The organism is Blattabacterium cuenoti (genome assembly GCF_014251735.1).
In the GTDB taxonomy this organism is placed as follows: Bacteria; Bacteroidota; Bacteroidia; order Flavobacteriales; family Blattabacteriaceae; genus Blattabacterium; species Blattabacterium cuenoti_C.
In genome coordinates this window covers 329,387-343,110 of sequence record NZ_CP059197.1, presented here as the reverse complement: position 1 = coordinate 343,110, position 13,724 = coordinate 329,387, and the positions used below count along the sequence as shown (strand labels likewise).

Annotated in this window: 12 protein-coding genes, 2 tRNA genes and 1 pseudogene; 9 read left to right on the top strand and 6 right to left on the bottom strand. The window is 28.9% G+C overall.

Annotation, left to right across the window (positions count from 1 at the left end; translation table 11 throughout):
- Positions 1–6 precede the first annotated feature (6 nt).
- The 5 genes from H0H60_RS01635 (at position 7) to H0H60_RS01615 (ending at position 3,268) form a co-directional block, all read left to right on the top strand.
- The gene (locus H0H60_RS01635; protein WP_185862457.1) at positions 7–966 is read left to right on the top strand and encodes an N-acetylornithine carbamoyltransferase; all 960 of its coding nucleotides are present in this window, start codon (positions 7–9) and stop codon (positions 964–966) included.
- On the top strand, positions 963–1,751 hold the full coding sequence (gene argB, locus H0H60_RS01630) for an acetylglutamate kinase (RefSeq protein ID WP_185862456.1): 789 nt from the start codon (positions 963–965) through the stop codon (positions 1,749–1,751). Before H0H60_RS01635 ends, argB begins: the two co-directional genes overlap by 4 nt.
- Entirely contained in the window at positions 1,742–2,824 is a 1,083-nt protein-coding gene (locus tag H0H60_RS01625) for a M20 family metallo-hydrolase (RefSeq protein ID WP_185862455.1), read from the top strand. Before argB ends, H0H60_RS01625 begins: the two co-directional genes overlap by 10 nt.
- Positions 2,825–2,865: 41 nt before the next feature.
- A complete protein-coding gene (trxA, locus tag H0H60_RS01620; protein WP_185859643.1) occupies positions 2,866–3,183 on the top strand; it encodes a thioredoxin in 318 nt (105 codons plus the stop codon).
- Positions 3,184–3,194: 11 nt separating this feature from the next.
- Positions 3,195–3,268 (top strand) — tRNA-Asp (locus tag H0H60_RS01615).
- Positions 3,269–3,284: 16 nt separating this feature from the next.
- On the opposite strand, the gene ribB is transcribed toward H0H60_RS01615, so the two are convergent.
- The 3 genes from ribB to H0H60_RS01600 are packed head-to-tail and all read right to left on the bottom strand — an operon-like array spanning position 3,285 to position 7,218.
- Positions 3,285–3,929, bottom strand: a complete 645-nt coding sequence (gene ribB, locus H0H60_RS01610; protein ID WP_185862454.1) for a 3,4-dihydroxy-2-butanone-4-phosphate synthase — start codon at positions 3,927–3,929, stop codon at positions 3,285–3,287.
- A gap of 23 nt (positions 3,930–3,952) precedes the next feature.
- Entirely contained in the window at positions 3,953–5,278 is a 1,326-nt protein-coding gene (locus H0H60_RS01605) for an LptF/LptG family permease (RefSeq protein ID WP_185862453.1), read from the bottom strand.
- A gap of 35 nt (positions 5,279–5,313) precedes the next feature.
- On the bottom strand, positions 5,314–7,218 hold the full coding sequence (locus H0H60_RS01600) for a DNA translocase FtsK 4TM domain-containing protein (protein WP_185862452.1): 1,905 nt from the start codon (positions 7,216–7,218) through the stop codon (positions 5,314–5,316).
- 134 nt (positions 7,219–7,352) lie between these two features.
- Between H0H60_RS01600 and H0H60_RS01595 the strand changes: the two genes are divergently transcribed.
- On the top strand, positions 7,353–8,546 hold the full coding sequence (locus H0H60_RS01595; protein WP_185862451.1) for a porin: 1,194 nt from the start codon (positions 7,353–7,355) through the stop codon (positions 8,544–8,546).
- A 56-nt stretch (positions 8,547–8,602) separates the two neighbouring features.
- Positions 8,603–9,180, top strand: a pseudogene (gene nadD / locus H0H60_RS01590) (nicotinate (nicotinamide) nucleotide adenylyltransferase).
- Here the strand turns inward: nadD and H0H60_RS01585 are convergent.
- Positions 9,177–10,103: a 5'-3' exonuclease gene (locus H0H60_RS01585; RefSeq protein WP_185862450.1), complete on the bottom strand. Its 927-nt coding sequence runs from the start codon at positions 10,101–10,103 to the stop codon at positions 9,177–9,179. The pseudogene nadD and the gene H0H60_RS01585 sit on opposite strands and share 4 nt — an antisense overlap.
- A 79-nt stretch (positions 10,104–10,182) precedes the next feature.
- Between H0H60_RS01585 and metG the strand changes: the two genes are divergently transcribed.
- Both metG and H0H60_RS01575 read left to right on the top strand, forming a co-directional pair.
- Entirely contained in the window at positions 10,183–11,871 is a 1,689-nt protein-coding gene (gene metG / locus H0H60_RS01580) for a methionine--tRNA ligase (RefSeq protein ID WP_185862449.1), read from the top strand.
- The gene (locus H0H60_RS01575) at positions 11,861–12,397 is read left to right on the top strand and encodes a hypothetical protein (RefSeq protein ID WP_185862448.1); all 537 of its coding nucleotides are present in this window, start codon (positions 11,861–11,863) and stop codon (positions 12,395–12,397) included. Before metG ends, H0H60_RS01575 begins: the two co-directional genes overlap by 11 nt.
- A gap of 4 nt (positions 12,398–12,401) precedes the next feature.
- Here H0H60_RS01575 and H0H60_RS01570 read toward each other — a convergent pair.
- Both H0H60_RS01570 and lysA read right to left on the bottom strand, forming a co-directional pair.
- Positions 12,402–12,486 (bottom strand) — tRNA-Ser (locus tag H0H60_RS01570).
- Positions 12,486–13,718: a diaminopimelate decarboxylase gene (gene lysA, locus H0H60_RS01565; RefSeq protein WP_185862447.1), complete on the bottom strand. Its 1,233-nt coding sequence runs from the start codon at positions 13,716–13,718 to the stop codon at positions 12,486–12,488. The genes H0H60_RS01570 and lysA overlap by 1 nt, the downstream gene beginning before the upstream one ends.
- Between the last annotated feature and the right edge of the window lie 6 nt (positions 13,719–13,724).

Genomic DNA, 13,724 nt, shown 5'->3' with positions numbered 1-13,724 from the left:
GAATTTATGAAAAAATTTTTTAGCGTAGAAGATGTATTCAATGTGTCTGATCTCATTAAAGAAGCAATTAATTTGAAGAAAGATCCTTATTGTTTTCAACATATTGGAAAAAATAAAACAATTGGATTGGTATTTTTTAATCCTAGTTTACGTACAAGGATTAGTTGTCAAAAAGCGGCTTTTAACTTAGGATGTAATACTTGGGTATTAGATATTCATCAAGATTCCTGGAAAATAGAAATGAATGATGGAAATGTCATGAGAAATACTCAAGAACATATCAAAGAAGCTATTTCTGTCCTGAGTACTTATTGTGATATTCTAGCCGTAAGAACTTTTCCCAATCTTTTAGACAGAGATGAGGATTATCAAGAAGTAATTTTTAATAATATTTTGGATTATTCTAAAGTGCCAGTAATAAACATGGAAAGTGCCACATTACATCCTTTACAATCGTTAGCGGATGTGATGACTATCGCAGAAATAAGACCATTTTCGGATAAAAAAAAATGTAAAGTGGTATTAAGTTGGGCACCTCACATAAAACCATTACCGCATTCCGTAGCAAATTCTCTTTCTCAATGGGTATCAAAAATAGAAGAAATAGATTTTCTCATTACTTTTCCTGAAAAGTACGATTTGTGTAAAAAATTTTCTAACGGAATTTATACTACCCATAACCAAAATGAAGCATTTTTAAATGCAGATTTTATCTATGCAAAAAACTGGAGCAGTTATATAAATTATGGAAAAATACTTTGTTCTAGTTCTAGTTGGATGATTACTGAAAAAAAAATGAAGTTGACTAATCAAGCTAAATTTATGCACTGTTTACCTGTAAGAAGAAATATGGTAGTGGAAGATGCCGTCTTGGATAGTCAAAATTCCATTGTTTTGCAACAAGCAGAAAATAGAATTTATGCTGCACAAATAATTTTTTTGAAAATTTTACAATCTTTATCATGAAAATCCATATAGTAAAAATTGGAGGAAATTTAATTAATGACCAAAAATGGCTTCATGCTTCTTTAGAGTCATTTTTGCAACTACAAGGGAATAAAATATTCGTTCATGGAGGAGGAAGTAAGGCGAACTTTATTGCTGATCAAATGGGAATTACTCCAAAATTTATGCAAGGAAGAAGGATTACGGATAAAGAAACTCTTGATCTAGTGGTTATGACCTATGCAGGTTTAATAAATAAAAACATTATAGCTAAATTGCAATCTTCTGACTGTAATGCTTTGGGATTATGTGGAGCAGATGGAAATAGTATAAAGTCTTCCTTTCGTTTAAAAAAAACCGACACGGATATTGATTATGGATACGTCGGTGATATCAACAGCAGAAGTGTTAACACTTCTTTTATAAAATTTCTTTTGAAAAAACAGATTGTTCCTGTATTTTGTTCTATTACTCATAATGGAAAAGGGGTTCTTTTAAATACTAATGCAGATACTATAGCAGCAGGGATAGCCATATCATTAACCAAAGAAGGTGATGAGATAGAACTGCATTTTTGTTTTGAAAAAAAGGGAGTATTACGATATTTACATGATGCTGAATCGTATTATAAAAAAATAGATTTTCGTTTATTTCAAACAATAAAAAAAAATCATACTATTAAAAATGGAATGATTCCGAAATTGGAAAATGCTTTTTTTGCATTAAAAAATGGAGTATCTAAGGTCAGTATCGGTCAACCTTATTATTTAAATGACGTGAATAATAAGACCGTTTTATGTCTGTAGTAGATTTAAAAATATTAAAAAAAGAAGCTATACAACTTCTTATAAAAATGATCAATACGCCATCTGTATCTAAGCAAGAGAAAAAAGTATCTTTTCTGATAGAGGACTATCTTTCTAAATATGGATTCCATATAAAAAGAAAATATAACAATATATGGACTGAAAATACTAATTATGATGCTAAAAAAGAAAATATTCGTACTATTTTATTAAATTCTCATCATGATACAGTGAAACCAGGAAAAAACTGGAAAACAAATCCTTTTACGGCTATCAAACAAGGAGATAAATTAATAGGTTTAGGAAGTAATGATGCGGGAGCTTCTGTCGTTTCATTAATTTCCACTTTTATATACTTAAACAGTTTTTCTGTATTACCTTACAAATTGCTACTTTCTATTACAGCAGAAGAGGAAATTTCTGGACCATTAGGTGTTAGATCTATTTTATCTGAATTAGGAGAAATAGATTTAGGGATAATAGGAGAACCAACCAAAATGCAAGTAGCTATTGCAGAAAAAGGATTAATAGTTTTAGATTGCCTAGCGGAAGGAAAAACAGGACATTCTGCAAGAGATATCGGGGTGAATGCTATCTATGTAGCTACAGAAGATATAGAATGTTTAAGAAATATTCAGTTTGATCGAAAGTCGAAATTGCTAGGTCCCCCTACATTAACAGTCACTCAAATACAAGGAGGGATACAACATAATGTAATCCCAGATTCTTGCTCTTTTGTCATAGATATTAGAACCAATGAATTATATGCAAATGATGAATTGATTGAAATGATTCGAAAAAAAATTCATTCTAAAATAAAACCACGTTCTTCTCATTCAAATTCTTCTTTCATAAATTCATCGCATCCAATTGTATTAAAAGCTAAGTTAATAGGGAGAAAAATTTATGGATCTCCTACTCTTTCGGATCAAAGTATTATGTCTTTTCCAACTATTAAAATGGGTGTAGGAGATAGCGAACGTTCTCATACGACAAATGAGTATATCCGTATTTCGGAAATCACAGATGGAATAGATATTTATATCCGTTTGTTAAAAGACTTTCAATTTTAAAACAAAAAAGGTAAATTTGTTCTTGTTTAAACGGAAAAAGTATGATACAAGAAATAAACGATGATAATTTTGAAAAAATTGTTTTTGAATCGAATAAACCTGTTTTGGTGGATTTTTGGGCTCCATGGTGTGCTCCATGTAGAACATTATCTGCTATATTAGAAGATATATTTACTGAATATATAGGGAAAGCATTGGTCGTTAAGTTAAATGTAGATAATAACCCAAAAACTTCTTCTCAATATGGGATACGTAGTATTCCTACCATGTTTTTTTTTAAAAACGGAGAAAAAAAAGATATGCATATTGGAGTGGCTTCTAAGGAAGATATCAGAAAAAAATTAGAAGCTTTAATTTAATACTTTTTGTCGGTCTGGTAGTTCAGTTGGTTAGAATACATGCCTGTCACGCATGGGGTCGCGGGTTCAAGTCCCGTCCAGACCGCATGATTTAAGCTTCTTTATATGTTGTTTTTTATTTTATATTTGATTAGATCTTCTATAGATATAATTTTCATATGAAATTTTTTAGCTATTTGAATTAATTGTGGAAGACGTGCCATAGATCCGTTTTTATTCAGTATTTCTACCAATACCCCTCCAGGTATACATCCTGCCATTCTAGTTATATCTATTGCCGCTTCTGTATGTCCGGGTCTTTCTAAGATACCTCCTTTTTTTGCGCGAAGAGGGAAAATATGACCTGGCTTGTTAAAGGCTTCTGGTTTGACTTCGTGAACTAGTGCCAATATGGTCTTAGCTCTATCTGAAACAGATATACCTGTACTGACGCCATCACCTCGTAGATCTACGGATACTGTAAAAGCTGTTTTTCTAGGATCTGTGTTATTTTCCACCATCATTTGAAGTTCTAATTGATCACATTTTTCCTCTGTTAAGGAAACACAAACTAATCCTCTACCATGAGTAACTAGAAAATTGACAATTTTTGGGGTGACTTTTTCTGCGGCCACGACAAAATCTCCTTCATTTTCACGATTCTTATCATCCACCACAATAATAAGTTTTCCATCTTGTATATCCTGCAAAGCAGATTCTATACAATTTAGATTCCAAATGTCTTTATCAGAAGAATAAAAAACCATATAATAAATCCTATATTTTAGTTTTAGCTATAATAAAAATCATCCATGACCGTTTTATAAGCAATCCATATACTCAGTGGGAAAAAAACAAAATTTGGAATCCATGCTCCCATCCATGGCCATATTTTCGCTTTTTCTCCTTGATTTTGTGTAATGGTAAGTAAAGTATAATAAATAATGAATATAATTATGGCTATAATGGTAGGAAGTCCCATACCTCCTTTCCTGATGATAGCTCCTAGTGGAGCTCCAATAAGAAACATTATAATGCATGTTACTGGAAAGGTAAATTTTTTATGTAATTCGAACTGATGCTTGGCTAAGTATTTTTTTCTATCCTGAAAAAATTTTTTTTGATATTGAAGTTGATTTATTAAAAGGGATAAATGATCTATCATTTTCCTGTGTAGGAGAATAGATCTATTCTTGGACATTTTGAAAAAATTTTTTTTTTTCTGAAAAAGGTAGTCATAATTATATTTATGAAAATAAGAATCCAATTGACAATTTTCTTTTTTTAAAAAATGTATTTTTTCCATCAGTTTTTTTGTATCAAGAGTTTTATAGGAATCATCATAATAATCATCTAGGTTTTTGTATTCTATTAATGGTCTTTTAAAAGATTGAATGAAAGAATCAAAATGGACCATTTGATACGAATAAGTTTTTCCATCATAAGAATTATCCCTATAGAAAAAACCCTTCATGAGTTTAATTTGAAAGCCCCCATCCTTTTTATTTTGGATTAAAACTCCCTTTTCGGCAAGGATCGTATTGATAGCTAAATTTTTTCCGTAAAAAAAAATGAATATTTTTTCTAGTAAATTACTATTTTTACCTATTTTACCTATTTTTATGAAAAAATCTGGAAAAAGATTAACAAAAACTCCTTCTTTTAACCTCATAGATGGATGAGTTATTGAAATTTGATATCCTAGTTTTTGAGCTTTTCTTTTTGCCTCTGGAATGGAAAAATCAGAAAAAAAATATAGTCCCACGGATAGAAGTAATGTGATGCATAAAAGAGGTTTCATGACTCTAAAAAGGGATATTCCAGAAGATGTAATAGCTATTATCTCTTGATTTTCAGATATATATCCGTAAGTCATGATAGAAGTTAGCAATATAGAAATGGGGATGACTAACGGGATAATTGAAATGCCAAAATAATATATAAACTTTAGGATAATTAAAATGTTAATATTTTTTCCTGTTAATTCATCCACTTTACTCCAAAAAAATTGAACAATAAATACAAAAAAAATAGAAAAAAAAATGATTAAAAAAGGAGCCATAAATAAACGGATCATGTATAGATCTAGTTTTTTTATTTGAATCCTTATACTCATGTATTTTTTTTTCTAATATAAGAAAAGTATTTTACTCATCTATCATCCGGTTCTGGTAAGAAAAAATATCCGTTTTTTTGAAAAGTATTTTTTCCATAAAAATCAACTATTTTTTGAATATCTGATAGGTCTATAAAAGGACATTGTAACCGAATTAGTTCATTCTTATTAGAAAATAAAAGGTCTCCTTTTCCAATTAATTGTTCCGCTCCCGTACGATCTAGGATGGTTATAGAGTCTATTTTAGAACTTACTCTAAATGCAATTCTTGCGGTAAAATTAGATTTAATTAATCCAGTAATTACATCAACAGAGGGTCTTTGTGTAGCTATAATCAAATGAATACCCACAGCACGAGCTAATTGTGCTAAACGAGTTATATATATTTCTATTTGTTTCTTTTTAAAAGAAAGACTTAAATCTGCAAATTCATCAATAATTAGGATAATATAAGGTAAATGATATTTTTTTTCATATTGTCCATTGTATTCTTGAATATTTCTAACCATAGCTCTTTCCAAAAGAGAATATCTATTGTCCATTTCTTTGCATAAAGAATTTAAGATATCTCTTACTTCATGTATGTTTGTAATGATCGGATTTATAGAATTAGGTAAAAAAGCAAAATAAGATTTAGAAATTTTCTTATAGATAGATAATTCTACTTTTTTTGGATCGATCAAAATAAATTTGATATTTTCTGGTTTTTTTTTATATAATAAAAAGATTATCATAGTATTTAATCCAACTGACTTTCCTTGTCCAGTAGATCCTGCTATAAGTAGATGTGGCATCTTGGCTAAATCTATCATAAAAATTTCATTAAATACGGTTTTTCCTAAAGAAATAGGGAGTTCCATTTTATAACTCTTTTTGAAACTTTCTTCAGAATTAAGGATATTTTTCATATATACGGTAGAACGTTTATTATTGGGGATTTCTATCCCTATAGAACCTTTTCCAGGTATGGGAGCTATGATTCTTATAGATAAAGCGGATAAATTTAAAGCTATCTCTTTTTCTAAGTTTTTGATTTTGGAAATACGTACGCCTACTTGAGGAAATATTTCGTATAATGTGATAGTCGGCCCTATAGTTGCTTTAATTTTCTCTATTCCTATCTTATAATAGTTGAGGATATGAATAATTTTTTTTTTATTATTTTCCAAATCTTTTTTAGACATATATGATGATATCACATATTCATTTTTATAAGAATCAAGTATAGAAGTCTGAGGATGATTTATGATAGAACTTTTTATTTTTTTATCAAAAAATGGAGGATTATCAATAGATAAATCCGTTTTTCTATCATTAAAAAATTTTTTTTTTAATGATTCCCATAATTGGATTATCCACCCTATATCTTCATGGAGATATTGTATTTTTTTTTTTATTCCATTTTTTAACTTTGGAGTAGTAATCCGAAATATGATGATGGAATAAAGGATGATACTTGTAATGACAAGAAATACTAGTCCGACCTTTCCAAATAAACTGATCAAAAAATTGCCTATTTCAAAACCAAAAACCCCACTTAATATTCCATTTTCAGGAATAATCATATAAAAGGTTATAGGGAGCCATATGCTGAAAAATAGAAAATGATATATTATGGATTGATACTTATTCCGTAGAATTCGTCCTCCGAAAAGGATTATTAATCCTGTGAGAAATAATAATAATGGGAAAAAAAAGGCACTAATTCCTATTCCACAGGATATAAAACAGTGAGATAGGATAGCTCCTATTTTTCCAAGTAAATTTTCTGCTCTTATTTCTTTATCAAAAAGTTTATATAGTTGACTTTGATCATTTTTCCAATGAAAAAGAAAAGAGAAAAAACTTAAAAATAAGAAAAGACTATTTCCTAATAAAAAAAATCCAAAAATAGTTCTAATGATATTTTTTTTCTCTCTGTTTTTAGGATTTTTGTACATGTTTTTGAATTTGAATTTCCATCTTTATATCCATAATTATGGATAATTAATGACCCTTTCTTTGAAAAAAAAGTTTTTTATGCTATATTAGACCTATTCTATTATAAAAACATTGCGATAAATATTAAAAAAAAATGAAAAAAACAAGAATGATCTCTTTTTTTATTGTTTTAGGATTTTTTTATCCTTGGCATAATGTCCATAGTGAAATGATAAAAAAAGGAGAAAAGCTAAGACAAACAATGAAAACAGATGTAAATCCCCATCGTAATTTTAATATGTACATAGATTTTACGAGTAGTATTCATTCTACAGTAGAGAAAGATGTTTTTGATGGATCTCCTTTTTCTACAGAATCTTTGAAATTAGACCTGATAGGAAAGGCGAATGATAAAATCAGTTATCGTTTTGTACAAAAATTTAATAAGAAAGACCATGTGGATAAGGATGATGATCTAGATAATACGGAAGACCATCGGATATATGATCCCATCATCATTGATTTGGCTTATTTGAAATATAAGTACAATGATCAACTATCGTTATTGATAGGAAAACAAGCAGCTTCTTTTGGAAGTATGGAATATAACTCTAAAGATCTTCATATCTATCAGTATCCTGATATACACAAAAACAAGGAAAATCCTGTTGGAATAAATTTTATTTATACTCCGAAAAAACATCAAGAATTACAGTTCCAGATTGTAAATAGCCATTCTCGAAAATTAGATGAAGAAATGTACCCGGATAAAGTCAATCATCCTATGGGATATTCGGCGAGTTGGAATTGGAATTTATTTAATAACACCATTCAAAGTAGATCGTCTTATTCTATTTTTCAAGAAAGTGAAAAGGATAAATTTTGGAAATTATTAGCATTGGGTAGTAAATTAGATTTGAAACCGATTTCTATAGAAGCAGATTACATATTGAGTGATGAGGATATAGAAAAAAACGGTTATTTTACAAAAATTTTCCGTTCTATAAATAATAGTTATAAGGATTTTGCCTCTATAAAATATAAAACTTATTTTCTCAAATTTAAGTATAATTTCATTCCGAAATGGAATTTCTTTGCGAAAGGAGTATATGAAGTTGGAAGATCTAAAAAAGACATTCATGAAATTTATGGACTGCTTCAAGATCAATTACTCAAAAAAGCATATACTTATTATGGTGGGATAGAATACATGCCTTGTAAGGATGATTTAAGTTTATATTTTTTATATCAAAAACAACAAGTTAATTATATCGATTTGATAAAACAAGAAGATAAGAATGCTCATTATATGGCTTTGGGATTAAATTATCGCATCAAATTATTTTAAAACAATATGAAAATAAAAATATCGAGAATTCCGCTCGATATTTTTTTTGTATCAGCATGAAAATAGGACTTTTTTTTGGATCATTTAATCCCATTCATTTAGGTCATGTAATCCTTGCTAATCACATAGTAGAATTTTTGGATATCGATCATATTTGGTTTGTGGTTTCTCCAAAAAATCCACTAAAAAAAAAACGGATCTTTTAGATTATGTCCATAGAATGAAGATGGTACGCATCGCCGTTGAAGATTATAAAAAAATGAGTGTTCTAGATATAGAATCTGGATATTCTCCTTCTTATACGATTCATACGCTTGATGTAATAGAGAAAAAATATCCTAAAGATAAATTTACTCTCATTATAGGAAGAGATACTTTATATTCATTAAAAAAATGGAAGAGTTATAAAATTATTTTAAATAAATATGATATTTTTGTGTACCCCCGTATTGGTTATTTCTCTAATCATTTTTTTAAAAAGGAAAATATCTATCTTTTGAAAGCGCCTATGATTGAAATATCTTCTTCTTTTATTCGAAATTCTATTCAAAAAGGAAAGAATATAAAACCTTTGCTTCAACCAAAAGTATGGAAGTATATGAAAAAACATAAATTTTATATAAAATCAAATTAAGAATGGAATGGGTGATCATTCCATTCTTTTCTTTTGTAAAGAATAAATTGGTAAGCCTTTTTTAATAATCTTTGAAATTCAAGTTCACAAAATATTTTTCTTATGGAATTCCAATTGGGTTTTTTGACATAAAATTTTTCCTCTTGAAAATAAAAAAGGGGAACATTAGTAACAATGGTTACTAATCTTTTAGATAGAATACCTAATTCTTTATTATTTTCAATATTTTTTTTAATCTTTCCGCTAAGATCATGGGTCGAATTTAAAAATTTTTCAAGACTTCCATACTTTTGAATAAATTTTCTAGCATATTTTTCTCCTATTCCTGGTAATCCTGGGATATTGTCAGAAGAATCTCCCATCATACTCCATAAATCTATAACTTGTTTAGGCTCTATCACTCCAAATTTTTCTTTTATTTCCTCAATTCCTAATATTTTTTTCGGATTTCCTTTAAAAGGAGGTCTATAAATATGGATGTTTTTTGTGACAAGTTGGCTAAAATCTTTGTCCAAAGTAATTATATAAATCATATATCCTTTTTTTTCTGCTTCTTTTGCTATAGTTCCGATGAGATCGTCTGCCTCGTATCCATCTTTTGCGTAAAAGGATGAAATTCGAAAAGACTTTAAAATATTTATAACATAAGGCATAGCAATAGAAATATCTCTTGGAGTTTTTTTTCTATGAGCTTTATATTTAGGATATTCTTTTTTGCGAAAAGTTTTTTGACTGGTATCAAAAAAAGCGGCCATATAAGAGGGTTTTTCCTCATTTAAAGTATTAATTAACAAATAAGTAAAATGTATGATAGGAGAAGTGTTTATTCCTTGTGAAGTAAAAAGAGGATTTTTTATATATGCATAATAGCCTTGATAAAGAATCGTGTATGTATCTATTAAAAATAATTTTTTATTATTCATATTTTATTTTTATTATGTAAATATGTAGGAAAAAGGGGTTTTTAATCACAACCGTTTTCCTATTATCTATGCTAGATGTATGAAAAAATCAAATAATAAATATACAGTAACTGCTGCTTTTCCATATGCTAATGGACCCATTCATATAGGACATTTAGCTGGGGTATATTTACCTGCAGATATCTTTGTTCGTTATCTTAGACGGAAAAAAAAAGAGGTTATTTTTATATGTGGTTCCGATGAACATGGCGTACCTATTACGATACAAGCTAAAAAAGAAAATACGACTCCTAAAGAAATAGTCAATAAATATCATTTCATGATTAAAGATTGTTTTGACAATTTTGGAATACATTTTGATAACTATTCCAGAACTTCTACAGTTATTCATCAAAAAATTTCTACTTCTTTTTTCAAAAAGCTACATAAAGAAAAAAAAATATTTGAAAAAGTATCTGAACAATACTATGATAATCAAGCTAAACAATTTTTAGCGGATAGATATATATCTGGAATTTGTCCTCATTGTGAACATAAGGAAGCTTATGGAGATCAATGCGAAAGTTGTGGTTCTTCGTTAAGTCCTGAAGAATTAATCAGTCCTATGTCTACTATAAGTGGAAGCACTCCCGTTTTGAAAAAAACTAAACATTGGTATTTTCCATTAAATGAATATCAAAATTTTTTGAAAAAATGGATTTTAACGGATCATCAACAAGATTGGAAAGTGAATGTTTATGGACAAGCTAAATCTTGGTTAGATCAAGGGTTACAGCCTCGTGCTATTACAAGAGATCTGGATTGGGGAATTCCTATTCCAAAAGAGATAGGAAAAGTTTTATATGTATGGTTTGAGGCAACTATAGGTTATATTTCTTCTACTATAGAATGGGCAAAACGGAAAAAGAAAGACTGGAAACCTTATTGGAAAGATAAAAGGACAAAATTAATTCAATTTATAGGAAAAGATAATATTGTATTTCATTGCATCATCTTTCCATCTATACTTAAAGCATATAATCATGGATATATTTTACCGGATAAAATCCTTGCTAATGAATTCCTCAATTTAGAAAATGAAAAAATTTCTACTTCTAGAAATTGGGGGGTATGGCTTCATGAATACTTAAGGGATTTTCCCAATCAACAAGATACACTTCGTTACATTCTTATAGCTAATATGCCAGAAAAAAAAGATAACAATTTTAATTGGAAGGATTTTCAAAGAATAAATAATACGGAGTTGGTAGCTATATTAGGAAATTTTGTTAATCGTAGTCTGACTTTAATTCAAAAATACAACAATGGGATTGTTCCCAATCCTGGTCTTTTTTCCATCACCGATAAATCTATTTTAAAAAAAATCAGTAGATATCCGGATAATATAGGTGATTTGATCGAATCCTTTCGATTTCGTGAAGCTTTAATTTGTTTTATGGATTTAGCTAGGCTTGGAAACAAGTATTTAACGGAAGAGGAACCTTGGAATGTAAAAAAGGAACGACGGGTAGAGACTATTCTTTACGTTTCTTTACAAATCGTTGGAATGTTAGCGCAATTAGCAGAGCCTTTTCTTCCATATACGGCCAATAAATTATTAAAAATGCTTCGTTTGGAAGTTTTTTTTTGGAAAAAAATAGAAAATGTGGAAGAAATTTTATGTCCAGGACATGTTTTAGGAAAGTCTACATTGTTATTTAACAAAATAACAAATAAAAGTGTTGAAAAACAACTAGAAAAATTAGGAAAAGTGACTTATGAAAAATAAGTTACTATTTGTCTTATTTTTGTTATTTTTTTCATGTAATGACGATAATTTATTAAAAAATCCAGAATATTTCCAAAATATGGATGAAAATTCCATATTTCATTATCATGAAAAAAATCGTAATTCATCCGAATTAGGATTTTTTATTTCTGATAATATAATAAAAGCTCCTTTAGATGGATATTTTTTAATATGGGGCACTATAAGATTGAGTAATATTCAGAATGAAAAAAAAAAATATCACACTATAAGTTATGGAGTAGATGTATTTATTAATAATTTTTTAAAGTATAAAACTTATTTCAAAGATTTTATAAATGATGAGGATAAAAAGATCTCCAAATTAGATTTAAAAGGAAACTTTCATTTCAAAATTCCAGTAAAAAAAAATGATAAACTATACTTACAATATTCTATAAAAAAAAAGGATCCTGTATCTTCATCCTTTTTTGATGAAAAACAAAAAGTTTTAAGGAATGAATTAGATCATATACAAATATTTTTTCATCCGTCATCACATCATTAATTAGCGGAGAGAGAGGGATTCGAACCCCCGGAGGTCAAAACCTCAACGGTTTTCAAGACCGACGCAATTAACCACTCTGCCATCTCTCCTAAATTTGTATTTCTACAATATTTCTAAGAAGATCTTGCATAGTTTCTCTTCTTCTAATCAGAAAATCTTGTCCTTTGACAATCATAACTTCAGAAGGTCTATAACGAGAATTATAATTAGAGGACATAGAAAAACAGTAAGCTCCTGCATTTTTAATACATAAAATATCCCCTTCACGGATTTCTGCAATTTGACGATTGAATCCAAATGTATCCGACTCACAAATATATCCTACCACTGTGTAGAAACGAGAACGTCCGTTAGGATTAGAAATATTTTCAATGCAGTGATAAGCATCATAAAACATGGGACGAATAAAGTGATTAAAACCGGAGTCTACTCCAGCAAATACTGTAGAAGTGGTATGTTTAATGACATTAACATGAACTAAAAAGTACCCAGATTCACTAACCAAAAATTTTCCTGGTTCCCATATCAAAGTCAATTTTTTTCCATACACTTTGCAAAAAGTTTCAAACTTTTCTATAATGGAACGACTTAAAAAATTCAAATCCGTTTTTATATCATTTTTTGTATATGGAACTTTAAATCCACTTCCAAAATCTATATAATCAATATCTGTAAAATTTAAAGCTATTTGAAATATTACTTGAGCTCCTTGTAAAAATGCTTCTATATCTGAGATATCAGACCCTGTATGCATATGAAATCCCTCTATTTTTAGTCCTGTATTTTTTAATATCCTTTTCAGATGAGGAATTTGATAGTAAGATATTCCGAATTTCGAATCGACATGTCCAACTGAAATTTTATAATTTCCTCCTGCCATAATATGAGGATTGATTCTGATTCCTACAGGATAATTCGGATTATCACTTCCAAACTGTTCTAAAATAGATAGATTATCTATGTTAATTCGCACTCCGAAATAAACGGCTTTGTTTACTTCTTGTATAGAGACACAATTTGGAGTGAATATAATATGTTTTGGAGAAAATCCAGCTCTTAACCCTAGTTCTACTTCTTGAATAGAAACGGTATCTAATCCACTTCCTAACTTTTGTAAAAATTTTAAAACATTCAAATTAGTGTTTGCTTTACAAGCATAGTTAATTCTTAAATGTGGAACTTCACTAAAAGCCTTCTTCATCTTTATATATTGTCTTTCTATTTTTTCAGAATCATATATATAAAGAGGAGTTCCGTATTTTTTCCCTAGTTGCATTAACTGGTCTCTAGAAACTGAATAATTCTTCTTATTGTCATTCATAATTCT